The sequence below is a fragment of the Planomonospora antibiotica genome (assembly GCF_014647955.1).
GTDB classification, from domain to species: domain Bacteria; phylum Actinomycetota; class Actinomycetes; order Streptosporangiales; family Streptosporangiaceae; genus Planomonospora; species Planomonospora parontospora.
Genome location: NZ_BMQE01000007.1, coordinates 16709 through 41065 on the forward strand (window position 1 = coordinate 16709; position 24357 = coordinate 41065).

General features: G+C 67.9%; 18 protein-coding genes. 9 read left to right on the top strand and 9 right to left on the bottom strand.

Annotation, left to right across the window (positions count from 1 at the left end):
• Positions 1–9 precede the first annotated feature (9 nt).
• From IEZ06_RS08640 to IEZ06_RS08655, 4 genes are all read right to left on the bottom strand, one after another.
• On the bottom strand, positions 10–2058 hold the full coding sequence (locus IEZ06_RS08640) for an Hsp70 family protein (protein ID WP_189236156.1): 2049 nt from the start codon (positions 2056–2058) through the stop codon (positions 10–12).
• A 2-nt stretch (positions 2059–2060) separates the two neighbouring features.
• Positions 2061–2831: a hypothetical protein gene (locus IEZ06_RS08645; protein ID WP_189236157.1), complete on the bottom strand. Its 771-nt coding sequence runs from the start codon at positions 2829–2831 to the stop codon at positions 2061–2063.
• Positions 2824–4491, bottom strand: a complete 1668-nt coding sequence (locus tag IEZ06_RS08650) for a hypothetical protein (protein WP_189236158.1) — start codon at positions 4489–4491, stop codon at positions 2824–2826. Before IEZ06_RS08650 ends, IEZ06_RS08645 begins: the two co-directional genes overlap by 8 nt.
• 80 nt (positions 4492–4571) lie before the next feature.
• Entirely contained in the window at positions 4572–7883 is a 3312-nt protein-coding gene (locus IEZ06_RS08655) for a hypothetical protein (RefSeq protein WP_189236159.1), read from the bottom strand.
• Between the two features lie 373 nt (positions 7884–8256).
• Between IEZ06_RS08655 and IEZ06_RS08660 the strand changes: the two genes are divergently transcribed.
• The 6 genes from IEZ06_RS08660 (at position 8257) to IEZ06_RS08685 (ending at position 16013) form a co-directional block, all read left to right on the top strand.
• Positions 8257–9807: a serine/threonine-protein kinase gene (locus tag IEZ06_RS08660; protein WP_189236160.1), complete on the top strand. Its 1551-nt coding sequence runs from the start codon at positions 8257–8259 to the stop codon at positions 9805–9807.
• Positions 9808–11895 (top strand): UvrD-helicase domain-containing protein, encoded by a 2088-nt coding sequence (locus IEZ06_RS08665; protein WP_189236161.1) that lies wholly within the window; start codon positions 9808–9810, stop codon positions 11893–11895.
• Positions 11896–12015: 120 nt separating this feature from the next.
• Positions 12016–14202, top strand: a complete 2187-nt coding sequence (locus IEZ06_RS08670; RefSeq protein ID WP_189236162.1) for an McrB family protein — start codon at positions 12016–12018, stop codon at positions 14200–14202.
• Positions 14199–15425: an McrC family protein gene (locus tag IEZ06_RS08675; RefSeq protein WP_203871864.1), complete on the top strand. Its 1227-nt coding sequence runs from the start codon at positions 14199–14201 to the stop codon at positions 15423–15425. The genes IEZ06_RS08670 and IEZ06_RS08675 overlap by 4 nt, the downstream gene beginning before the upstream one ends.
• Before the next feature lie 23 nt (positions 15426–15448).
• Complete coding sequence (locus IEZ06_RS08680) at positions 15449–15730, top strand: type II toxin-antitoxin system Phd/YefM family antitoxin (RefSeq protein WP_229797896.1); 282 nt, start codon at positions 15449–15451, stop codon at positions 15728–15730.
• Between the two features lie 4 nt (positions 15731–15734).
• A complete protein-coding gene (locus tag IEZ06_RS08685; protein WP_189236163.1) occupies positions 15735–16013 on the top strand; it encodes a type II toxin-antitoxin system RelE family toxin in 279 nt (92 codons plus the stop codon).
• Positions 16014–16050: 37 nt separating this feature from the next.
• Here the strand turns inward: IEZ06_RS08685 and IEZ06_RS08690 are convergent, their stop codons facing one another.
• The gene (locus tag IEZ06_RS08690) at positions 16051–17058 is read right to left on the bottom strand and encodes an SEC-C metal-binding domain-containing protein (RefSeq protein ID WP_189236164.1); all 1008 of its coding nucleotides are present in this window, start codon (positions 17056–17058) and stop codon (positions 16051–16053) included.
• Between the two features lie 99 nt (positions 17059–17157).
• Here IEZ06_RS08690 and IEZ06_RS08695 point away from each other — a divergent pair, with 99 nt between their 5' ends.
• Positions 17158–18345, top strand: a complete 1188-nt coding sequence (locus tag IEZ06_RS08695; RefSeq protein ID WP_189236165.1) for a winged helix DNA-binding domain-containing protein — start codon at positions 17158–17160, stop codon at positions 18343–18345.
• A gap of 53 nt (positions 18346–18398) precedes the next feature.
• Here IEZ06_RS08695 and IEZ06_RS08700 read toward each other — a convergent pair whose 3' ends face one another.
• Positions 18399–18722 (bottom strand): winged helix-turn-helix transcriptional regulator, encoded by a 324-nt coding sequence (locus IEZ06_RS08700; RefSeq protein WP_189236166.1) that lies wholly within the window; start codon positions 18720–18722, stop codon positions 18399–18401.
• A 66-nt stretch (positions 18723–18788) separates the two neighbouring features.
• Between IEZ06_RS08700 and IEZ06_RS08705 the strand changes: the two genes are divergently transcribed.
• Complete coding sequence (locus IEZ06_RS08705) at positions 18789–19775, top strand: NAD-dependent epimerase/dehydratase family protein (RefSeq protein WP_189236167.1); 987 nt, start codon at positions 18789–18791, stop codon at positions 19773–19775.
• Here IEZ06_RS08705 and IEZ06_RS08710 read toward each other — a convergent pair.
• A complete protein-coding gene (locus tag IEZ06_RS08710) occupies positions 19758–20777 on the bottom strand; it encodes a helix-turn-helix transcriptional regulator (protein WP_189236168.1) in 1020 nt (339 codons plus the stop codon). The two genes, IEZ06_RS08705 and IEZ06_RS08710, sit on opposite strands and share 18 nt — an antisense overlap.
• A gap of 127 nt (positions 20778–20904) precedes the next feature.
• Here IEZ06_RS08710 and IEZ06_RS08715 point away from each other — a divergent pair, with 127 nt between their 5' ends.
• Entirely contained in the window at positions 20905–21591 is a 687-nt protein-coding gene (locus tag IEZ06_RS08715) for an alpha/beta fold hydrolase (protein ID WP_189236169.1), read from the top strand.
• 1 nt (position 21592) lies between these two features.
• Here the strand turns inward: IEZ06_RS08715 and IEZ06_RS08720 are convergent, their stop codons facing one another.
• Complete coding sequence (locus IEZ06_RS08720) at positions 21593–22432, bottom strand: MBL fold metallo-hydrolase (RefSeq protein ID WP_189236170.1); 840 nt, start codon at positions 22430–22432, stop codon at positions 21593–21595.
• A 19-nt stretch (positions 22433–22451) separates the two neighbouring features.
• Positions 22452–24236: a hypothetical protein gene (locus IEZ06_RS08725; RefSeq protein WP_189236171.1), complete on the bottom strand. Its 1785-nt coding sequence runs from the start codon at positions 24234–24236 to the stop codon at positions 22452–22454.
• Positions 24237–24357 lie beyond the last annotated feature (121 nt).

Below are 24357 nucleotides of genomic sequence, written 5' to 3' on the forward strand. Positions count from 1 at the left end.
AGGTCTTGGTCAGAGCCCGTTGACGTCGGGCCTGCGCGGCCGGACAGGTGTCCGCTTGAGAAAGAGCCAGACGCCACCCGGATTTGTCGCGCCGAGCACCCGGCCCTCGTCCAGCAGCCAGGGGAACTCCGACTGGAGCTCCTTGTAGCTGTCATTGGTCACCACGACCGCATTCTTACGGGCGGCAAGGGTCGTCACCACACGATCAGCCTTCCCATTGGTGCCCGCCGGCACCTGGGTGACGAGACCCGAGCGCATGGCCTGCTTCAGCTCCTCCCGCTCGAGGTAGGGCAGCTGGTGAGCCAGGGCGGCATCGACGATCACGTCCACCACCGCACCGGGGAATTCGCTCTTGAGCGCGTCGACGGCCTCCAGCAGACGGGCGAAGCTCGGGGTGTCACCGAGCTTGATGTCCCCTCCGGCCCAGGCGATATTGGAACCGTCGATCACGAACTCCCGGACCGGGGTGGAAATAGGCACTGCTGGAGCCGACGTGGCCGGAGCGGAACTGAACTGCGGAGAATTGGCAACCGGAGCGGTGGGTCGGAGGGTCCGCAGAGGAGGCGTGAGACTGAGCTCGCGAAGCTGTGTCTTGATTTCCTCAGGGGAGATGGAGTCGCCGTGGGTGAACTCTTTTACCTCCTGGTCGAGCACCACTTCGCCGGTCTTGGCCAGTGTGGCTTTGACTCTCAGCAGGCCGTCGTCCGTGTATGTGTACTTGAGCAGGAACTCGGCTTCTTCCCGGGGGAGAGGCTCTGGATATTCCAGCCGGAGAGTCGTGAGCTGGAAGTTCTCTTCGTCATCCAGAGGAGTGTTGGGATCGGCCTCCCACACAGGGATGGACAGCCGCTGCCGATAGTCGTCGATCGGCGTGTAGCTCTTCTCTCGGATGATGGGGAGGGGTGAACGCTCGGGGATGATCGTGCTGAAGACCTTCTTGCCGCTCTCTTTATCAGTGGTGCTGGTGCCGAGGGCGTACATGGAGGAGACCCGCAGCATGCCGTCGATCTCGCGATTGAATATCGCTGAAGCCAGAGCCGCTCCACGGGCGACAGCGGTCATCGGCTCGCACAACCCGGGATTTACAGTCTCGTCGTCCATCACCCGCTCGACCGCCCGTCGAACGCACGGCATCTGGCTCGTCCCACCGATCATGAGGATGTCATCGATCTCGATCGGATCGATCCCCAGGTCATTCAGACACATCCGGACTGGCTGAAGAGAACGCTCGATCAGATCGCCGATGACGCTCTCGAACTCGTCGCGGGTTACCTGGATATGCCTTCCGTTCGGTACGTCGAGGAAAACCGCATCTTCGGTGGAGAGCCGGATCTTCGTACGTTCTATAGCCAATGCGAACCGGCGTTCGTCGGCAAGACTGAAATCGGGTATCCTTCCGTTCTTGCGGATGATGAGCTCGCGGAGTCTTTCATCGATCTCGAGGCCACCGAGCTGGGTGATACCACGTGATGCCTTCTCGTGGAAGAAACCATCTCTGTGTTCCAGTACGGTGACGTCGATTGTGCCGCCACCCCAGTCGAACACCATGATGGTGCCGTTCTGCTGGATGTAATGTGTGTACGCCAGAGCTGCCGCAGTTGGCTCATTGAGTAGGGCTTTCACTTGGATGCCGGCTGCCACGGCCGCGGCTCGGGTTCGATACCGAGCCCCTCCCTTGGCATTGGCCGGAACGGTGATAACCGCGCTATCGATTTCAGTGAGCTGAGTCCTGGCCCGATCCCGCATGGCGGAGAAAACACCAGCGGCAACGCTAGTAGCAGGGAATCGGCGGCCACCTACCTGGACTCCACCCTCACTGATTAGCATACGCTTGCACGCTTCAATGGCATGTTCTGAGCGGAGCTTCGCTTCCCACCCGTAGAGCAGCCCTGAGCGGAGTGCGCTCTGTCCGGCTATTGATGGAAAAATGTTTTCAAAGGATGAATAGAACCAGTCTGAATCTAGATTTTCGGCATCGAGGGCGAGAACTTCGACCTCCGTGCCATTCCATTGAGCAACAACCGAGTTGGTTGTTCCAAAGTCAATTCCAGTAGTCATTTCTATTCCTGGGTTGGCGTAATAGACTCGTCGGCGTCCGGTCTTGCAAATATTTTTCCGCCTTTAGTGTGACGAGGGTTGATGATGGCTTTAACCTGGCCTGCCTGAACAAGTTGACCGGTACGCGAGTCAACGTAGGCGGGCTGAAGAAGTTGAAGAAATTTTCCATCGGTCTCGTCGCCCTGCATGGTGAAATTTCTCATGTCTTCAATTTCTTCAATTCTGCGCAGTCCTGCTTCGCTAAGCCAGTCCGAGATGTGCTCACGGAACTGACTTGAACTTGCCCCTCGGAGGGAAAGACGATCCAGGCGAATTATTACAGCATGATGCATCTTTCTCGTACGTAATGCTTCCAAGACGGCTTGTCGGAGGACCGTTGATATTTGTTGCTTTGATATCACCCCTTCTGTGATGTATTGATCAAATATCTTGCCGGCATGGTTGTTGAACTCTGCTAGCAATTGAGCAGGATCTAGCAGTTTTGAATCAACTTCCTTCTTGAGTGAGTCAATTTTTTCTTTGAATTTTTTCTCCAAATCGGCTCGAACTCGCTTCTCCAGCCTGAAGCGCTCTGTGTCAGTGTACTCAAGATACACTTCTTTGCGAATTTGAGGAGTCAGCTCGTGTCTCAGCTGCCTTTTAATGGCCTGCAAGGATTCTTCGTCGAGATCGGCGATTGATTTAATTGTCTCCTTTGAGGGCTTATTATCCTTCAGTCCATTCCATTCCTTGGCGGGACCCATCCCTTTTGAATATTTTTTATCTTTACTCATGGCCATTCCAATCTTTGGATGCGGGGAAGAAATCTTCTATTAGAAGGTGGGCTGTTAGTGATTTTATGAATTGCAATTCATCTTGGTTAGTGGTTGTTTGACGAGAGAGTGGTGAAAGTGGTGGAATGAGAGCTCCTGATCGAGCTTTAGGGATGTGCATTATTTCTGGCTCCAAGGGGAGCGAGAAGAAATGTGATCCGAATTTCCTGGCGGCTTGAATTCTTTCTAGAGCCTCATTTATTATGGATGACTTCTCAATGTCGTCGCGGTAAGCGACGCTCAGTTTCTGCCACTGTTCATTCCAATCCGGACTTCCATGGGGAAGTCCGAGTGTGAAGTATGGGTTTTCCCAGGAGGTGCGGTCGTTCATGGAGAGCATGCGACGATCCTGGACCAAGGTGAGATTGTTCCTGATGCTTGGGTGAAGGTCGCGCACTTCGGATAGAAGTTTCTCCGCTTTTGTCAGGTCCTCGTATCTCTGCTCATTAGGCTTCTGTGCGAGATAGGCCAGCAGGTTGTTGATCTCAACCTGGAGTGAAGGGGAAGTGCTCTTAATTTTCTCCAGGCTCTTGGCCTGTTCGATTGCCCATTCGACCTGCCCTGCCAAGATCCAGTTGTAGACGACGCAGAGCACATACCAGGAATGAAATTCGCTGTGCGTGGCATTTATCAACCTTGATCCGCGGGAGGCATCGGACCCGTGCTGCTCATCGCTCTCCCGAACAGATGCGGCCCACTGCTCGACGAGGAGTCCCCAGAGCCCTCTGTCGGCGGTGACATGCTGAGGCCACCTACCGATGCGGGCTCCCTCCAGAATCTCATCGAGCAGGGATCGCTGAGCGGGAGGTAAGACAGTCCGTAGATCGAAGAAGCTATCGGTGTCACCTGTGTACAGGGCCGCGAGCTTTTCCAACAATTCGTCACCGTTGACAGGTTCTCCATTCAGGAAATCATGTCGGGCCACGTTTTCCTTCCAGCCGATGTGCTCCGCATCGGCGCGCGAGATGGACTCGGGCGCCAGACGTGCTCTTAGATAGACCGCCTCCTGGCTATCCTCACGGTGCTCCCATGGCTCGTCCTCTCTGCCGATCACTCCCATGTCGATGAGATCATCGACAATCGGCAGTGGAAGCTGGGAGATGATCGGGATAGTTTCTTCTGGATGGATCTGGGCGGGGTGGCCTAAGATGGCGAGATACAGGCGCCAGTAGAGGTCTCCGTCCAACAACGTAGAGTCGAGCGGGCGTACTGTGCCGAGCTGCGGTCGAGGCGCCGCTAAAAGGGCGACCCGGCGGATGCCCCGATCGCTCACCCATGGAATTCCGGCCTCGATCAGCCGGTGGAGATTTATGACGAGCTGAACTGGATCAAGATCGGCAAGAGCCGCCTTCAAGGCCGAAGGTAAGGCCGTATCGGGGATCTCTGTCACAGCGCGGCTGATGACATCACGGTGGTTGCGATCGGTGATACGGCTGTCCTGTAGAAGCTGCTCCAGGGCCTGACGGATGGCGGCGACGGTGTCTGCTGCCTGAACCCCGAGGCTGGCCCAGCCTTCCATTACGAGATCAACGGCGCTTGCTTCTGATCTCGCCGCTCGCTTACGAGCGCGGCGCTCGAGTTCGGCCGCGATCAGTTCTTCTTGTGATGGCGTGTTGAGCAACGAATGCCTCATACTGATGAGAACGGTGCTGGTAGTGCACATAAATGGTATCTGGCACATACGGTTGGTGGCACAAAGATCTATTTGTTGGGCCGACTGATCCGCTCGGCTAGGAGAAGTTCGGCACGGACGAGGTCCAGCGCTGTCAGCTCTGGGGCGATCTTGGACAGTGCGCGCCACAGTGGGCGGAATTCGCGTTCGAGGTGCTGGCAGCCCTCGTGGCCGCGGGCCGCTGTCCGCGCGATCAGAGCGCATGCGATGGACATGGCGGAGAGGGACACCCAGCCGTCGCGCCGTTGCGGATGGCAGCGGGCCTCGATGTACTGCTCCAGACCGCGATACTCGGTCACCCGGATGGCCATGGCTTCGCGAAGCACGTCAGCGGCCTTCGCGGAGAGCATCCGGCCGTCGCGGCGGTGCCGTTCGTCGAAGAGCTGCCGTGCGGCGGCGACCCGGGTGTCCCTGTCGAGCAGGCCGGCGGGGACCAGCTGAGCGTTCGACCAGACCTGCTCGAGTTCTTCCGGGCTACGGCGATCCATCAGCTCCGCGAACCGGTCGAACTGTCCGGCCTCCGGATGGGGATCACCTTCTCCCCGGAGGATGGCAGCCGCCGACTCGCCGCACTCGGCCTCGATCTCGGCGAGCAGATCCGAGTCCTCAGCCAGCTCGGCGAGCACCGGACCGGTCAGCAGCGCCGCCACGAGAGGTGATCTACGCCAGAGACGATCGTCGGTCTCCCGGTAGTCGTCGACGCCTGCCGCGGCGAGCCCGGTCGTCACCAGCGCGACGATCGCCCGGTCCGGTGGGAGGGCGGCGTCGGGCAGGGAGCGGATCGATTCGGGGTGTCTACGGAGCAGCGAGGCGCAGTCCTCGATCCGCCGGGCCGCCGACGTGTAGTCGATCCGGTTGGCCAGGTCGACGATGGTCCAGAGCCGGTCCAGCCGGGACACGTGCTCAGGGAGCCGATTGGCCCCGGCCAGGTATCCGGAGAGCAACCGCTCCTCGTCGTCGGCCCCGCCGTACTGGCCGGCGGTCTCGCATTTGAGCACTTCCCTCGGGTGCGGCCATCGCGGCCACTCCGAGAAGAACCAGGGGCTCTCCACGGAGAGACGGACGTGCATCGGCCCGGCGCCGACCAGGTCGGGCGGGAGCGGGATGGAGCCGTCCTCCTTGACGGTGACGATCTCCGCTTCGCGCCAGGGGGCGGTGCAGAGATAGATTCCCGCGGTCAGGCCTTCGACCCAGACGCACCCCTCGAGTCGCAGGTGATCACCCTGGTCGGAGACGCCGGTGGCCAGCTGGTTGGGACGGACGCTGCCGATGGGAATCGCACGACCGGCGAGCGGCAGGACCAGCTCCGCGCTGTGGTGCCGAGCGATGGTGTCCTGGGCGCGTTTCAGGCTGTAGCGGCCCCGGCCGGCCGGAGCGAGCTCCTGGACGCTTCTGCCGCCGACGAGCAGTTCCATCGGCGGCAGCGTGCTGAGGCCGGGGACCTCGATCTGGAGTGACTCGATCTCGTCGAAGCTCTCGGTGACCAGCCGTACCGGTCCGAAACCCCACTGCGGGCTCTGGTCCCGCTCCTGGGTCAGGACCTTCATGGAGGGCGGAGCAACGATCAAGGGCTCGCTCCGGTGCCCGGCACTACAGGTGACGACGTGCTTCTGCTCGATGGGCGAGTAGGCCGACAGTGCGGGCTCCGCCGTCATGCCGGGCAAGGTCTCGATCGCCGCCTGCCCGGCGACCAGGCCGCCGTGTGCGAAGAGCCGCACTTGGGGGGTGAACCGCGCGGTCAGTCCTTCGGCGATGAAGACGGTCCTGCGCGTGCTCCGGCCGATGGGTCCTCGTACGGTGATCTCGAACGCGCCCAGGATCGGCTGGGGCACCTCGCTCCACAGCGCGTCCGAGACCTCGGTGGGCTCGTTGACGGTGAACGAGTCGCTGAAGACGCTGTTCCCTCCCGCCGCCGGGCGGACATCGACCAGCCAGGTGGTGGTCGTCTCGGCGGGCAGCCAGATGGCGGGCGGTTCGGAGAAGACCGGTGAGCCGTAAGGCGTGGTGACACCCGTCAGTGGCTCACCGGTGATCACTCGGGGCTTGCTGTGCCCGCGCACCGGACGGCGCCGGGTCTGCTCCCCGGACAGGCCGATCCAGGTCGCCCCTTCCAGCGCCACCTGGACGAGCCGCCAGCCGTCCCATCCGATGGGGAGCGAGCCTGTCACGACGGTTCGCAGCGGAACGTCGGCCACCGGCTCGCGGTCGTCGGGATGCAGCAGCCACACCGAGTCCGGAGGCACCGCCAGGTGATCGGGGAGGCGGTCGCCGTTCTCCTTGAAGATCAGCAGAGGGTCGTCCGAGTCGACGATGCCGATCTCGGATTCGTGTGCGGCGCCGTACAGGGAGACCTGGGCGACACGCGCGGGTCTGGCGATCGCGAAGGAGGTGCTGGGCGCGGCTTCGGCGGTGCCCAGCCACATGGACCGGCTCTTGACCATGCTTTGGACGCCGTCCACGGTGACGGACCAGCGGGCGGTTCCGTCCGGGGTGTCGCCCACCGGCGGCAGGATGATCCGGACACCCTGCCCGAAGGGGTCTATGGCCAGTCTGGGCCGTTCCGTACGGCGCGGACGCATGTCCGTCGTTGTCCGGTGCCCTGGATCGAGGCGGTCGTCGGCGAACAAGGCCTGCGCCTGGTCGAGATAGCGGGCGGGGAGACCAAGGCCGTCGAAGTCATGGTCGCCCGCGCGCAGCCGGTCGAGGAGGTCGAAGCAGCGATCGATGACGTCGACGGCGTGGTCCGTGCCGTACCGGATGAACCATTGAGCCGGTTCGTGCAGACCGCGCAGGCGGTTCTCCCGTCCGACGGCCCAGGCCAGCAAGGTGTCCGCGTCCAGGCCGGGGTCTGCGGAACGCCGCTGGAGGAGGAGGTTGAAGAAGCGCTCCAGACAGAACGTGGGGATGCCGGCGTGCATGAGGATCGGCCCGACATACCTCATGGAACGTTCCGAAAAGAGCGGTAGGCGGAAGGTGCGCAGCGCGTTGAGGAACGCCTGCCCCCAAGCCTTGGCGTCCTGCTGCCCGGCGTGCTCCTGGTAGTCGATCGCCTCCCACCAGTAACGCCAGAAGGTCCCTTCTCGATAGTCGTGGGCCGCTACGCCGCTCATCGCCACCGCGACGCATCCGGGCCACCGGTCGAAGAGGGACTGGTGCTGGCCCTTGAGGACCTTGCGCCGGTAGAGATGGCCAAGGGCGCGGGAGACCTCCGCGACGGTTTCCTTGTCGACCTCGAGCTCTGTCAGAAGCGAGATGCCAGGCAGTCGTGGCTTCCAACTGGACTCGAACTGATCGAGCAGCGCCGATGACCGTGCCGGATCGGCGTCAAGTCGAAGACTCATGGGCACACCGTGGTGGTTAAAGGTTCGGGGAAGCGTGCAGGACGAAGTGCTCTACAGGTTATGCGCGAATCAGGCAATACGTCCTGCTCAACCCGGAAGCTCAGGGGAGGGCTTCGCGTATGAGTAAAACAGCTGTGTGCAAAATTCACAACCCTCTTTCTAGATGATCAAGTGGTTATCCGAGGTGATGCTCCAGAGGGCCCTGGGATCGTCGGCATGTCGAACGATCCATACCGAGGGGCGGTCAGGGGAGGGTGCTGGATCCGGTGTGGGGTTTGGTTACGACGACGAGGTCGGCGGTACTCTCGATCTCGGTGCGCGAATCGGTGTAACTTCTCCCGCTAGCTGCATAATCGCGAAGGGGCGGGGTGCGATGGTCATCGCTGATCGCTATGAAGTCGATCATCCCGTCGGCAAGGGTGGAATGGGCGAGGTCTACTCAGGCCACGACCGGCAGCTCGATCGGAAAGTCGCGATCAAGTTCATCCGCTTCACCGGCGGCCTGCCCGCCGAGGAACTGGAACGGCGCTTTCTGCGTGAGGCGCGGATCATGGCGCGTCTCGACCATCCGGGAACGCCCGCCATCTATGACGCCGGCAGCTTTGATGATCCGCGCAGTGGTGAACGGCGTCTCTTCGAGGTGATGCAGTTCGTCAGGGGGAGCACCATCGCCGACCTGCTGGCCGAGATAGGGCCACTCCCGATCGGCTGGGTGGCGGGCATCGGAGCTCAGGTCTGTGCCGTCCTCCAGGCCGCCCATGATCTGTCGATCCTGCACCGGGACCTCAAACCGTCCAACCTCATGATCTGCCCGGACGGCAACGTCAAGGTGCTGGACTTCGGTCTGGCGGTGTTCACGGACCCGCAGTTCACGAGGTACACCCGGAGCGGGCAGGCCATGGGGACCCCGCACTACATGTCGCCTGAGCAGGTGCGTGCCCAGACGCTGGGTCCGAAGAGCGATCTCTACGCGCTCGGCTGCGTGATGTACGAGATGCTCACCGCTAAGCACGTGTTTCCTGGACCTTCCGAATACGAGACGCTGCACCAGCAGGTCAGTGACCCCCCGCAAGCGGTCAGCCGGGTGAGGGAGGGGATTCCCCGTGAACTCGACCGGCTTCTCCTCGGCCTGCTGGAGAAACACCCCGAAGACCGGCCACGGGACGCGCGGGAGGTCTTCACTACGTTGTCGGCGCTGACCTCGGGCGCCGTACGCCTTCCGGATTTCGTCAATCCGGCCTCCGCCGCGTCACCGGTCCGGATGTATGCGCAGACCTTGGCCGCGCTGTCGAGCAGCGGCCAGAGCGGTGCCGCCGATCCGGCGGGGGAGTACCTGCCCGCCGATGATCTGAGGTTGACCAGCGTTGACGACCTGCGAGCGGTTCGTGCCGAAGCCGCGGACCTGGTGAGGGAGGCGCGTTACACCCAGGCGGTCGAAGTCCTCACCGAGGCGGTCGGTCCGGCGGGCCGGCTCCTCGGGCCGGAGAGCGGAGAGGTATTGAGCCTGCGGCTGGAACTCGCCGACATCTTGTTCGAGGGGGGTGACTACCGGCCTGCCGTGTCCCACTATCGAGCGCTCGGAGATCTCTACGCCCGGCGGCAGGCTGGCGGGGGTGAGTCGGCCTTCCACTGCAGGTTCCGTGAAGCGAGATGCCGCGCCATGGGTGGGGAGACCCGTGTCGCGATCCAGCAGCTGACGTCGCTTCTCGAAGACCAGCGGGAAGCGTACGGCGACGCGGACTTCGGTCATTTCGAACTGCGCAGGCAGATCGGTCTCCTCCAACTGGACGCCGGAGACAGCGAGGAAGCCGAACGCACGCTGCTGGCGCTCAGGAGCGACATCGTCCGGCTTTACGGCGCTGCTCACCCTCAGGCGACCGAGATCGACCGCCTCGTCAGCGCAATCCACCGTAAGGAGTCGTAAGTGGCCCGGCTCGGCATCCACCTCGAATGCCTGAAGGAAGTCTTCCGGATGGAGGCTCCTGTCCGGACGAGGGTCGGCGAGGTGTTCGGCAAGTTCGAACAGGCCACGTACGCGGGACTGCATCTGGAGAAGGTCAACAACGCTCGTGACGACCGTCTGCGGACGATCAGGGTCGACGGCTTCTGGCGAGGTGTCGTCCTCGCCCCGGAGAGCGGCGACAGCTACACGCTCGTCAAGGTGCTCCCGCATGATGACGCCTACCGGTGGGCCGAGCGTCACAAGATCGAAGTGAACACCGCGAACGGCTGCATCGATATCTGGGATCCCGCCGCCCTCCATGAGGCGCTCGGCGAGATCGAGCATGAAGCGCAGAGCGCGCCGGGCCAGCTGTTCGATCACGTCAGTGACTCCGATCTCATGCAGCTCGGCATCTCGAAAGAGACTCTGGCGTTCGCGCGAGAGCTCACTCGCGTGGAGCAGCTGGAGAAGGCCAAGTCCTTCCTGCCCGCCACGCAGTGGGATGCGCTCTTTGGTCTCGCCGCAGGAATGACCCCGGAAGAAGTCTGGGAGGATCTCGGACGCGGGGCCGAGCCGGAACCGTTCGACACGGAGGATCTCTCCGCGGCCGTCGAGCGCACCTCAGACCGGGTTCTCCTGGTGGATGGCCCAGCCGAGCTGATGAAGGTCTTCCGGGAGTCGTTCGCGCTCTGGCGGGCTTACCTGCATCCCCTGCAGTATCAAGTGGCGCACGCTTCCTACCGGGGACCGGCGCGGATCACCGGAGGACCCGGGACAGGCAAGACGGTGGCGGCCCTGCACAGGACCAAGCATCTCGCGCTGCAGAACGAGGGCGCCGTCCTGCTCACCACGTTCACGTCGGCTCTGGCCTCTGCGCTCGGGCGTGACCTGGCGCTCCTGCTGGAGACACCAGAGCAGGCCCAGCGGGTCCACGTCCACAACGTGGATCAGGTGGCGCACCGCGTCTTCACCGAGCGGCACGGCCGACCGATGATCCTCCGTAAGGAGGAAGAACTCGAGATCTGGAAGCGGCTGGCCAAGAAGAGGAAGTCGTCACTCAGTGAGCAGTTCCTGTACGACGAGTGGCGGCAGGTCGTGCTCGCCCAGCAGGTGACCAGCGCCGGCGACTACCTGCGAGCGAAGCGCTCCGGCCGTGGCCGGAGTCTGCGGGCGCAGCAGCGTGCGCAGGCATGGGAGATCATCTGGGATTTCCAGCAGGAACTGCAGCTGTTCGACCGGTGGACGCACGAAACGGTCTGCATCGAGGCCGCCAGAATTCTCGCCGAGGGCTCGGAGAAGCCGTACCGCCACATCGTCGTGGACGAGGCTCAGGACTTCAGCCCGATGCAGTGGCGCTTTCTCCGGGCGGCCGTTGCAGAGAACCAGGACGATCTCTTCATCGCGGGGGACACCCACCAGCGGATCTACCACTACCGTCCGTCGCTGCGTGAGGTGGGAATCGACATCGGCGGACGGTCCGCGCGGCTCACGCTGAACTACCGGACCACGGCCGAGATCCTGGGCTGGAGCCTCTCCATGCTCCACGGCGTCCAGATCGACGACATGAACGAACAGCTGGAGAAGATCGCCGGTTGCCGTTCGTACGTCCACGGGGAGAGCCCCTCCGAGAGAGGGTTCCCCACACCGTTCGATGAGAGGGAAGCGCTCGTCGCGCAGATCCAGGCCTGGGTGAAGGCAGGGGTGGAGCTGGCGGAGATCGGTGTCGCAGCACGATCCGACATCCTGATCAGAGATGCCAAGGAGCTTCTGGAGAGAGAAGGAATCCCCGCAAGTGCACTCTCGAAGAAGGGCGCGGGCAACGCCGTACAGATCGGGACGATGCATGGGATGAAGGGGCTGGAGTTCCGCTGCGTGGCGGTGATCGGCGTAGGCGAGAACCAAGTGCCGCCGGCGCGGGCGGTCACTCCGGCAGTGGAGGACGAAGCCGCCCATATGCATGATCTGCAGCGCGAGAGATGCGTTCTCTTCGTTGCGGCCACCCGTGCCCGGGAGCAGCTCTACGTCTCATGGCATGGCCAGCCGAGTGTGTTCTTGCGGGCAGTGCATTGATCTTCGGTACAGCGCCCCTGCCGACCGGGTGCCCGGTTCGAACCGCGCCTTGGTGTGTCGAATGCGTTCTCGTAGGGTATTCATGACCGAACGCTGAGTGATCGACGAGATGGAGGCCGGATGGGCGTCGAACGGCATGCGATCGTCTGCACCGCCGCGCAGAAGGTGTTCCGGACCGGGATTCTCACCGGCCGGTCGGCCTTCGCGCCGGAGCTGGAGGCCTGGACCCTTCCGGCCGCGCGGGAGCTGCTCCACCGGTTCGTGGAGAACTACGACGGCTCGGCGGACGAGTTCCTGGTCAAGCTCAAACGCCAGATCTCGGACGCCTCGGACGCGGCCGTCGTGCTCGCGGCCGAGCTGCTGTACGTCAACCTGGTGCCGTTGAACGCCGGGACGGTCGGCCCGGACCGCAAGTTCGAGATCATCGAGACCGTCCTGTCGTGGACGCCCCGCCAGTCCGCGATCCCCGCCGACCTCGCCGAGGCCGCCTCCACCGGCTCCATCAAGGGAGGGCAGGCGTTCCTCAACTACCGCTGGGCGCAGTTCGCCTTCCTCATCCGGGTCACCGTACGGCTGCTGGAGTCGACGGCCGCGGAGCGGGAGCGCCTGCTGGACGACCCGTGGGCCTTCCGCGACCTGGCCCAGGCGGTGTTCGCCGACCACGACGGCAAGTACCGCGCCCGGTCCCAGCTGCACATCCTGCTCTTCCTGCTCTTCCCCGGCACGTACGAGCCCATCACCAGTGAGCGGCACAAGGAACTGATCCGGGACGCCTTCGCCGACCGCCTCGCCGGGCCCGCCGGGGACGTCGACCGCGACCTCGCCGAGATCCGCAGGAGGCTGGAACAGGAGAGCGGCCGCCCGGTCGGCTTCTACGCCGAACCTTGGAGGTCGGTCTGGCGCCCTCCCGAGCAGCCCCGTCCGCAGAAGGGCTGGCTGGTGCGCGGCGCCAACGTGGAGGGCGTCAACGTCGTCCCCCGCTGGCTGGAGGAGGGGTTCTGCTCCGTCGCCTGGGCCGAGGCCGACGAGATCCCCGCCGGAGCCTCCCGGGAGGAGATCGGATCCGTGGTCACCAAGGCGTACCCGGATGCCGTGAACGAGAGCAGGTCCGCCCACGTGCGCCAGCTCTCGCGGTTCCTCACCGAGATGCAGCCCGGTGATCTCGTCGCCACCGTGGACGGGGACGCCGTCTACGTCGGGAAGGTCACCGGTGACGCCTTCTACGACGACACCGACGGCCGCGATCTGGCGCGGCGGCGGCCGGTCGAGTGGAGCACCGGGAGCCCGCTGAGCCGGCGCCGGTTGTCCGAGGCGACCCAGGCGCGGCTGCGCGACCGCCGCACCGTCGGCGACCTCACCCGGGTGATGGCCGAACTGGCGGCCGAGGCAGGCCTGGACGACGAGGTCACCGACGACGTCAAGATCCTCAACGAGACGCAGCCGCTGGTGATCCCCATGCTCACCGAGGCGTTCGCGGACGATCTGCTGATGCCGCTGGACTGGCTGCGGGAGACCGCAGACCTGCTGGTGGCCAAGCGCCAGCTCATCCTGTACGGCCCGCCCGGCACCGGGAAGACCTTCCTCGCCACCCGGCTCGCCGAGGAACTGGCCGGTCCCGAACGTGCCGACCTGATCCAGTTCCACCCCTCCTACGGCTACGAGGACTTCGTCGAGGGCTTCCGGCCCCGCCCGGCGGACAGCGGCACGATCGGCTTCGAACTGGTCCCGGGCCCGTTCAAGCGGGCCGTCGAGGCGGCCGAGGCCGAGCCGGGAAAGCCGTTCGTGCTGGTCATCGACGAGATCAACCGGGCGGATCTGGCCAAGGTCTTCGGCGAGCTGTACTTCCTGCTGGAGTACCGCAACCGGGAGATCAGCCTGCAGTACTCCCCGCACGAGAAGTTCAAACTGCCGGAGAACGTGTTCGTCATCGGCACGATGAACACCGTCGACCGCTCGGTGGCGCTCGTCGACGCGGCCATGCGCCGCCGTTTCGCGTTCCGCGCGCTCGCCCCCGACCGGCCGCCCGTCGACGGGCTGCTCCGCCGCTGGCTGACCGAGAAGCACCTCCCCGACATCCCCGCCCGGCTGCTCGACGAGGTCAACCGCCGCCTCGCCGACCCCGACCGGGCGGTCGGCCCGTCCTACCTGATGACCCGCCAGGCGGCGCACCGGCGTGGGCTGGAGCGGATCTGGGCGACCGAGATCATCCCGCTCCTGGAGGACCAGCTCTACGGGAGCGGCACCGACGTCGAGCAGGAGTACGGCCTGGCCGTGCTCCTGGAGGCGCTGGGGATCGACCTGCCGTGAGCGCCGCCACCGGGACGACCGCTACGGGCGTCCCCGTCCTCGAGCTGACCGAGACGTCGTCGGCGGTGCTCCCGCTGACCCCGGCCCAGGTGGCGACACTGGCCGCGGTCCCCGAGCTCGTCGCCGTCACCCCGGACCGCTCGGGACGGTGGCGGGTGGCCGGGCGGCAGCGAGTCGGGACGGTACGGCTCGGCGCCGGCGACGGCGCGCTGGAACTGCGCCTCCACCCCAAGATCCCGGTCGGCCATCTGCTGGGGTTGGTCGGCTACGCGGGCGGCGTCCCGGTCTGGCGGCGGGGCCTGGTCGAGGTCGCCGAGGCCGAGACGCTGGTGGCCGCCGTCGCGGACGCCTTCGCGCGCCTGGCGGAGCAGACCCTGAACGGCGGAGTGCTGCACGGTTACGTCCACCGGGAGGAGGCGCTCACCGTCGTGCGCGGCCGCGTCCGCACCGGCGCCCAGCTCGGCCGCAGGCTCGGCATGCCCGTGCCGCTGGAGGTGGCCTTCGACGACCACACCGCCGACATCGCGGAGAACCGCATCCTGCTCGGCGCCCTGGAGAGGCTGCGGAGCGTCCCCGGCGTCACCGCCGCCACCGCCGCGCTCCTGCGCCACCTGGCGGCGCGCCTGGTCGGCGTCGTCCCGGCCCGTCCCGGTGTCCCGCCCCCGAGCTGGCGGGCCACCCGGTTCAACGAGCGGTACGCGCCCGCCCTGCGCCTCGCCGAGCTGGTCCTCGCCGGATCGTCGCTCCGGCAGGCCGGGCGGCCCGCCGTACGGATCGACGGGTTCGTCCTCGACCTGGCGCAGGTCTTCGAACGCTTCCTCACCGCCCGGCTGCGCGACCTGCTGACGCCGTACGGCGTGCGCTGCGAGGCCCAGCAGGGGAGCCACCGCCTGGACCGGGGCGGCCGGGTGCGGTTCCGGCCCGACGTCATCGCCCACCGCCGCGGCCGGCCGGTGACCGTGGTCGACGCCAAGTACCAGGTGCTGGAAGGGGACCCGCCCGCCGGGCACCTGTTCCAGCTGATCTCCTACTGCACCGCCCTCGGTCTGGACCACGGGCACCTCGTCTACGCCGCGGGGAGGGCGCCCGCCGGGCCGTACCGCATCACGGGCTCCGGCATCACAGTCACCGCGCACGTCCTCGATCTCGGCCTGCCGCCCGACCGGCTCGACCGGGAGGCGCGGGAGCTCGCGGAACGGATTGCTTTCACCGCAACACCGTGATGTACATCTGCTACATTCATGACATGAGCGAACCGGTGATCGAATCCATGGCGGAGGTCCGGAGTCACCTCGCGGACGTCATCGACCGGGCCCGCCGGGACGAGACCCCGACGATCATCACTCGGCGCGGCAGGCAGGAGGCCGTGGTGATCGACATCAACGAGTACCAGCGCCTGCGTGATCTCGCGGAGCAGGTCGAGGAGACGTGGCTCAACCGGTTGGCCGACGAGGCGGAGGCTGAAGGCACAGAGGGGTCCGTGTCGCTCGAAGAGATGGCCGCCCTGCTCCGCGATCAGCGCGGTTGACCCGATGGGGTATGTCACGCGGTTCACTCCGCACGCCCAGCGGGACATGCTGAAAATCCCCCGCCCCGACGCGCTGCGCATCCTCCGTCGCCTCACCGAGCTCCAGCAGGCGATGGACGCGGCGGACACCGCCGCCTTCGACATCAAGGCCCTGCAGGGGCACGGCTCCCGCTGGCGGCTCCGGGTCGGGGACTACCGCGTCGTCTACACGATCGAGGACGGCCGGCTGCTCGTGTGGGTCCTGGCCGTCGGCAACCGTCGTGAGGTCTACCGCGGCCTGTGAGATCCGTACGGGGAATGCGCGGCCTCCTGTCCGGAGCTCAGGAGGGGGAGGCGAAGCCCCGGGGGCGGCAGCACTGCTTGTACTTGCGGCCGGAGCCGCACCAGCAGGGGGCGTTGCGCTCGGGCGGCCAGGGGACCAGGGCGCCGGCCGGGCCGCGGCTCTCGGCGTACGCCAGGACCGTGTCCTCGCCGGGCCGCCCGCCGGCCTTCTCCGCGAAGGACGCGAAGTCCTCGAACGAGCAGCGCAGCAGAGAGACCCGGATGCCCAGCTCCCCGGCCTCCAGGGCGCCGGTCTCCACCTCCGCCCGGTGCGCGTCCCAGTCCGCCCCCTCGGACTCCGCCAGCGCGGGCCAGCGGCCGACGAGCCGCTCGAAGTCGGCCCGGGGCCAGAACGGTTCGACGTCCGTCGCGGTGCGGTCGCGGCCGTCCGCCCCCAGGTCGTAGTCGCCTGCCGCCAGGTCGTAGTCCTCGGCGAGAAGACGCCGCTGCGCCGACTGCCCCGATGGGGGAGCCTCGTCGGGGAAGCCCATGGCGCGCCGTACCCGGTTGACCGCCGTGCCCAGCTGCTCGACGCCGAAGTCGTCCCCGGCGTCGCGGGCCCGGGCCTCGCCGGAGGCGAAGATCTTCAACGCGCCCGCGAGGTCGTCGGTCTCCTCGAGGGACTCCCCGTAGATCTCGTAGGCGCTCCAGTCGTCCCGGCCGGCCTGCCGGACCTCCCGGAAGACCTCGGCGGCCTCGTCGATCCGGCCCATCGTGACCAGCAGCGCCGCGATCCAGACCTTCGGCTCGGTCTCGTCGTCGCGGATGTCCTCGGCGTCGGCCCGCCGCAGGGTGGCCAGCGCCTCCTCCAGCAGGCCGAAGTCCTCCTGGACCCCGCTCACCGCGACCATGGCGAAGGCGGGTTCGAAGTCGTCACCGCGGAGGGCAGGATCGTCCACGGCCGCGAGCAGGCGGGCGACCACCGGGTCGGGGGAACCCGCCTTGAGGGCGTCGGGCAGGGCGAACTCGATGTCACCGAGCGATACGAGGTCGTTCTTCGCGGGCATGCGGAGACCTTACGCCCCGACCGGCGCGCAGGCCGGCCGTATCGGAGAAGCCGTCCGTACCTGCCGCGGGCTGTCAGGTACGGGCGGCACGATGGGGGCATGGAGACCTTGACGACGCGGCGGCTGAACCGTGCGACGCTGGCCCGGCAGATGCTGCTCGCCCGGGAGAAGAGCGACGTCGTCACGGCGGTGGAGCGGCTCGGTGGCATGCAGGCGCAGGAGCCCCGGCACCCCTTCACCGGGCTGTGGACGCGGCTGGAGGACTTCCGCCGCGAGGACCTGCACCGGGCGCTGCACGAGCACTCCGTGGTCCGCGCCACGATGATGCGGGCCACGCTCCACCTGGTGAGCGCGGCCGACCACGCGAGGTTCCGGCCGGTTCTCGCACCGTCGCTCGCCGCCGCCCTGCACGGGCGCGGCGAGCTGACCGCCGGGCTGGACCTCGACGCGCTGCTGCCCGTCGCCCGCGCCGTCCTCGCCGAGGGGCCGCGGGACTTCACCGAGCTGCGCGCCCTGCTCCAGCGGCACTTCCCCGACGTCAACGAGCGCGCGCTGGGCTACGCCGTACGGATGAGCCTCCCGCTGGTCATGGTCCCCACCGAGGACCGCTGGGCCTTCCCGCCCGCAGCGAAGTTCGCCCTGCCCGAGGCCCCGTCGGATGCCCCGTCGGATGCCCTGCCGGGGGCGGCCCTGCCCGAGGCCGCGCCGGATGCCCTGCCCGGCGCGGGGGCCGGTCAGGCGGAGGAGTCGGCGGAACCGGGAGGACCGGAAGACCCGGTGGGAGAGCTGGTGCTGCGCTATCTGGCGGCCTTCGGCCCGGCCACCGCCGCCGACGCGCAGACCTGGACCGGGCTGAAGGGGCTGCGCGCCGTACTGGACGGGCTCCGTCCCCGGCTGGCCGTCTTCCGCGATGAGCGGGGCAGGGAGCTGTTCGACCTGCCCGGCGCCCCGCGCCCGGACGAGGAGACGCCTGCCCCGGCGCGCTTCCTGCCCGACTTCGACAGCCTGGTGCTCGCCCACGCTGACCGCACCCGGCTGATGGCCGAGGAGTACCGCGGGCGCGTCACCACCAAGAACCTCCGGGTGCGGGCCGTGTTCCTGTGGGACGGCACCGTCCGCGGCACCTGGCAGGCGGAGGTCAGACGGAAGGCGGCCGTCCTGCGGCTGACCCCTTTCGAGCCGCTGCCGCGGGAGGCGTTCGCCGAGCTGACCGCGGAGGGTGAGGCGCTCCTGCGCTTCCTGGAGCCGGACGCCGCCGCCTTCGAGGTGCGGGCCGAGGAGGCCTGACGCCGGGAGGAGGGCCGCCGCCGCAGGGCCGGTGCCGGGCGCGCGGCGGGACGTCAGGACTCGGCCCACTCGGCGATCGAGTTGAGGATCTCGCCCAGCTCGTGGCCGCGCCGGGTCAGCGCGTACTCCACCCGCGGCGGTTTGTCGGGATGGACGGTCCGGGTGAGCAGTCCTTCGCCTTCGAGGGTCTGGAGCCGGTCGGCGAGCGTCTTGGGGCTGATGCCGGGCAGCAGGTGCTGCAGCTCGCCGTACCGCTTCGCGCCGGGCAGCAGATGGAAGATCACCAGTGGTGTCCACTTGCTGCCGACGAACGAGAGCGTCCGGGTCACCGAGCACGTCTCCGGCGTCACGGGGGAGTCGACCTGTGAGCTTCCCATACTTGAAGTTCCTACAGGAAAAGTGCGTACTTCACAATATGAAGTAGCTTCCCTAACGTCATCGGCATGACATCGCTCTCCGCATCGCTCTCCGCATCGCCCTCCACGTCGCCCTCCACGTCGCCCTCCGCGTCACCTTCCGCATCGCCCTCCGCGTCGCTCTCCGTCGCGGTCCACGGCGCCACGGGCACCCAGGGCTCGCACATCGCCCGCCGCCTCCGCGCGGCCGGACACGACGTCCGGCCACTCGACTCCCGCTCCCTCGACCTCACCGACGCCGACTCCGTCGTCCGGGCGTACGGCCCGGCCGACGCGGTGGTGGTGCAGCTGCCGCTGGTGTTCGGCCCGGCGGCCCTCACCCACGCCGAGACCCTGCTGACCGCGCTGACCGCGCTGGCCGAGGCGGGTCCGTCCCGGGTGGTGTTCAACCCCGGCATGGCCCTGCCGCCGGAGCCGGTCGGCGTGCCGTACGTCGACGCGCGCGTCCTGCTGGCCCGACGGCTGCCCGGAGCGGTCCAGACGGCATCGGTGATCGGCCCGGCCGGGATGTACCTGGAGAACCTGCTGATGCCCTGGTCGGTGCGGAGGGTCGCGCAGCAGGGCGAACTGGCCTACCCGCTGCCCGCGGCGGCTCCCGCGTCGTGGACGGCCCTCGACGACCTCGGCGACGCTGTGGCCGCCCTCCTGCGCGAGGACGCCCCCGCGGCCGTCGGCCTGCTGTCCGGCCCGCCGCTCACCGGTGACCAGGTCGCGGCGGAGGTCGCCGCCGCCGTGGGCCGCGACGTGCGCTGGGTCCACCTGGACCCCGCGGAGTACGGACGGCTGATCGCACCGGTGATCGGAGACGCCGCCGCGGCGGGCGTCGCCGCCGTCTACGAGCAGGCCGCCGCCTCGGCGTCTCCGCCCCCTCCGCCCGCCGGGATCCTGCGGTCCGCCCCCACCGGCGTGCGGGAGTGGGCCGCCCGGCAGCGCTGGGCCGTCACCGGATCGGGCGCGGCCGTCACCGGATCGGGCGGGGCCGCCGCCGAGCCGGGCTCAGAGGGTGCAGGATGATCGAGCCGTTTCGCTCTGCGGCCGCCGGGTGACGTCGTCCACGGACTGGACCGCCAGGGCGGCGGTGAGACGTGAAGCGAGCGCCGCGACCGCGGCGCGCAGTTCCGGCCCGCCCTCGACGCGGAGGGGGAACGGCACGTTCGGCAGCCACTCCTGCGCGTACATCGCCGGGTTGCTCGTGCTGCCGATGAGCACGCACCCGTCCCCCGACGGTTCGAGCCGTCCCATGGGCGGCCGGATCCAGGGCGCCACCTCGGAGAGGGGGGCATCGAACACGACGCGCGTGGCGAACTCCCACCCGGTGCCCAGGTTCTCCTCCAGCGCGGCCACCGGGTCGAGGCCGTCGGGCGGCTCGAACGCGTGCGTGCTCCGCCGGACCCGGCGGACGCGGTCGACCCGGTAGGTGCGGACGGCATCCGCGCGGTGGGAGTGGCACAGCAGGTACCAGCGCCCGTGGCGGACGACGACCGCCCAGGGGTCCACCTCGGCCTCCCACTCGTTGCCGGACTCGCTGCGGTAGGCGACCACCACGCGCCGCCGGTCCGCGATGGCCGCCACGAGCGCGCCGGTGGTGGCGGGATCCGGACGCGCCGAGAACCGGTCGGGCGCCGCCGACGCATGCTCGCGCAGCGCGGCGGCCTGCCGGCCGACGTTCTCGGGCAGGGCCCGGACGACCTTCTCCAGGGCGGTTCCGACGAGGTCGCCGACGTCGGCGGACGCAGGTTGGCCGTTGAGCACCGCCATGACCAGGCCGAGCGCCTCGGGCTCGGTGAAGGCGACCGGAGGCAGCCGGGTCCCGCGCCCGAGCCGGTATCCGCCGTAGGGGCCGCGGGCCGACTCGACGGGGATGCCCGCCTCGCGGAGGATCCCGACGTACCGGCGCGCGGCCCGCTCCGTGACGCCCAGGCAGGCGGCGAGCTCGCCGGCCGTCACGCCGGGACGGGCCCGAAGGATCTCCATGGCGCGCAGGGCCCGCGCGGTGGGACTGGGTTCGGTCGGCACACGAGCACATTAGGAGGTTGCGGGACGAACAGGAAGTAGAACGTCCGGAATCGGTCCTAGCCTGGCGTCCTGCCCGAGTCTCGCGGGCAGGACGCCGCCGGAACGCGCTGAGGAAAGAGAACTGATCATGGACATCCTGCTCATCGCCGGACTGTGGCTCGACGGATCCGCGTGGCACGACGTCGCGGCTGAACTCGAGGCGCTCGGCCACCGCCCCGTGCCGGTCACCTTGCCCGGGCAGGGCGACGGGTCCGCCTCGGCCACTCTGGACGACCAGGTGGCGGCCGTGCTCTCCGCCGTGGACTCGGCGTCGGGAACGCCCATGGTGGTGGGGCACTCCGCCGCCGGCACCCTGGCCTGGCTGGCCGCCGACGCACGCCCGGAGCGGGTCGCCAAGGTCGTGCTCGTCGGCGGCTTCCCGTCCGCCGACGGGCAGCCCTACGCCGACTTCTTCGAGCTGGAGGACGGCGTCATGCCCTTCCCCGGCTGGGGGCCGTTCGAAGGACCGGACTCCGCCGACCTCGGCGAGGAGGCCCGCCGGGATTTCGCGTCCGCGGCGATCCCCGTGCCCGCAGGGGTGGCGAAGGGCGTGGTGCGCCTGACGGACGAGCGGCGGTTCGACGTCCCCGTCCTCGTCGTGTGCCCCGAGTTCACCCCCGCCCAGGCTCGGGAATGGATCGCCGCCGGTGACGTGCCCGAGCTGGCCGGAGCCAGGAACCTCGGCTTCGTGGACATCGACTCGGGCCACTGGCCCATGATCACCAGGCCGGTGGAGCTCGCCCGGCTTCTGGCCGCAGCGGCTTCTGAGGCCTGATCTACCGCCACCTCTCGGTCCTGCCGTCGTCCGGGGAGTCGTCCAGGGCGAAGGAGAGGTAGCGGTCGGCGGAGCGGCGGACGGCCTCGGCGCCGTCGGTGCGCACGACCCGCTTCCACCAGCCGCCGTAGACGCGCTCGAACGGGTACGGCTCCAGCAGCGACAGGGCGCGGCGGACCGTCCGGGGGCGCTCGGGGATGAGGTTCGGGTAGCTGTACATGAAGCTCACCCAGCGGCGGTCGGCGACCACCTGGAGGATGTCGCCGGACAGCAGCGCGCCCCGGCCGTCCCCGCCGTCGCGCCAGTGCAGCACCTGGCCGCCGGCGAAGTGCACGCCCGCGTTGACCAGCGTCAGCCCGTCGAGGATCTCGCAGGTGTCGCCCTCCCAGAACACCACCGAGTCGTCCGGCCGGGCCACCCACCGCCGGTCGGCGGCATGGATGTGGACCGGCGCGTCGAAGGCGTGCGCCCACTCGACCATCGAGCCGTAGAAGTGCGGATGGCTGATCGCGATGGCGTCGACCCCGCCGAGCTCCCGGACCTCCCGGATCACGTCGTCGTCGAGGTGGCTGACCATGTCCCACAGCACGTTCCCGGCGGGTGTGCGGACCAGCAGGGCCCGCTGGCCGATGGCGGTGGCGGGGTCGGTGCCGATGCCGACCACCCCGGGGCCCTCCTCGGCGGCCTTCAGCCGGTGCCCGGCGGCGCGCAGCTCGTTCAGGGAGGTCCAGCGCTGGCCCTCCCAGCCGACGTACTGCCGCTCGTCCTCGCAGATCGGGCAGTTCTCGCGCGGGGCGCCGTACTGGACCCCGCAGGTCACGCAGATGGGCAGATCGTTCATGGCGCCTCCCGCTCATCGCTCACCGCTTCAGCTTGTACCTCTTCCCCGACGAACCCGGGAACACGACGACCAGGTGCTCCTCCCCGGCATCGCGGACCCGTACGTAGACCCGGACCCGGTAGCGGCCCTTCCCCGCGATCGCCAGGTTCGGCATCGGGGCGCCCGCGCCCACGTCTCCGCCGTCCTTCTCCGGCACGGTGAGCCGGCCGCTGCGGCTGACGACCGGCACCTCGGTGACCTGGTCCCACCCGGCCGTCCGCGGTGGCGGCGCGGTGCGGAAGGCCTTCACGGTGAGGCACAGATCGATGACGTCCTCGATGTGCCCGACGATGACCGCGCTGCCGGACGCCCCGATGAGGGCGCTGTCGTCGTAGAGCTCGCCGATCGCCCGCTCCGCCGCCTCCTCGCCCGCCTCGTCCCCGGGGTCGTGGACCAGATAGCCGTGATCGCCGTCGGCGAACAGGAAGTAGTTGGCCGTGGCCTGGGCGACGCCCTTCGTCCGGGGCCACGGGTCGCGGCACATCGCGTTCTTCTCGGCGATGTAGGCGGTGTTCGCCGCCTCCGCCTCCTCGGCCGACCACAGCAGCTCGGGATGGGTCGCGCCGACGACCTCCGGGCAGACGTAGACGAGGTCCCACGGGTCCGCGCCCCACCCGGGCCGTGCGCTCCCGGCCCGCGTCAGAATCGCCTCCTGCCCGGCGCGGTCCTTCGCCCGGCACAGCGCCCGCCCGTACGCGAGGATCTGCTGGTCCGACAGGCTGTCCGGGAACACGGGCGTGACTCCGCCGTCCGTGCCCCGCGCCCAGCACAGGAACGCGGCGTCGCGTTCCGCGGGTTTCAGGTCGCCGAAGGCGGGCCGGTCGTAGCAGTCCGTCGACCAGCCGGTGTAGGTGAGGTGCGGGGTCTGCTCCGGGTGGATCAGCGCGATGACCGGCAGCACGGCCACGGCCGCCACCGCGATGCGGACCACGCGCCGCCGCGCGGGCGCCAGGCCTGCCGGCGGGCCCGCCGGATGGCCCTCGGCGGGCAGTTCACGGGCGGTCGCCGCGATCCACACGGTGCTGACGAGCCATGCCGCGTCCATCACGACCGGCACCGCCAGACCGTCGCCGGAGATCCCTCCGAAGAGGACGTTGAGCGGGATCACCAGCGCGTAGACGCCCACCGACGCCCATCCGGCGATCTGCGTGCCGCGGCTCCACCGGCCGTCGCGCCGCTGCCCGACGACCGTGATGACGATCGCCGCCACTCCGCCCAGCATCAGGACCGGTCCGACGACGCCGCCCGAGCCGAGCTCTGGGAGGTCGAGTTCGTCGAGCAGCTCGTCGGCCATCCCGGCCAGCTCGACCGCGAACACCGTTCCGGCCGCCGCGCGCAGCACGCGGGACCGCCAGCGGATGACGAGCAGGTAGAGGACGTCGATCACGGTCCACAGCGCGAGCTGGAATGCCGCATCGACCACGTCGGGGAGCAGTGCGATCGGATACCACAGCACGAGGGCGTACACCACCGCCAGGTACAGCAGCCGGCGCAGCGCCTTCGCCCGGCGGTCCAGCGGTCCCGGCGCGGGGGCACGCAGGATCAGCCACAGGAACGCGGCCTTCACCAGAGCGGCTGCGAACAGCGCCACGGTCGTCGGGGTGTCGAACCCGTCTGGCGCATGGAACCCCGCATAGGCCGGCGGCGACCATTCGGCGGCCACCCAGAGCCAGGCGTCGCCGAGCGCCAGGCCCGCGACCGCCGCGGCAAGGACCAGACCTACTGATCCGACCCTGACAACCCGCCAGAAACCATCCGAAAGCATGAGAGGTGATCTTAGTGCGGCACCACCGTGCAGGCGGACCTGCCGGAAGCCGGACCCCGTGTCACCACCGCCCGCCCCGGCGAGCCGCCGCCCGGCTCCGTAGGAGCACTCCCGTTCGCCT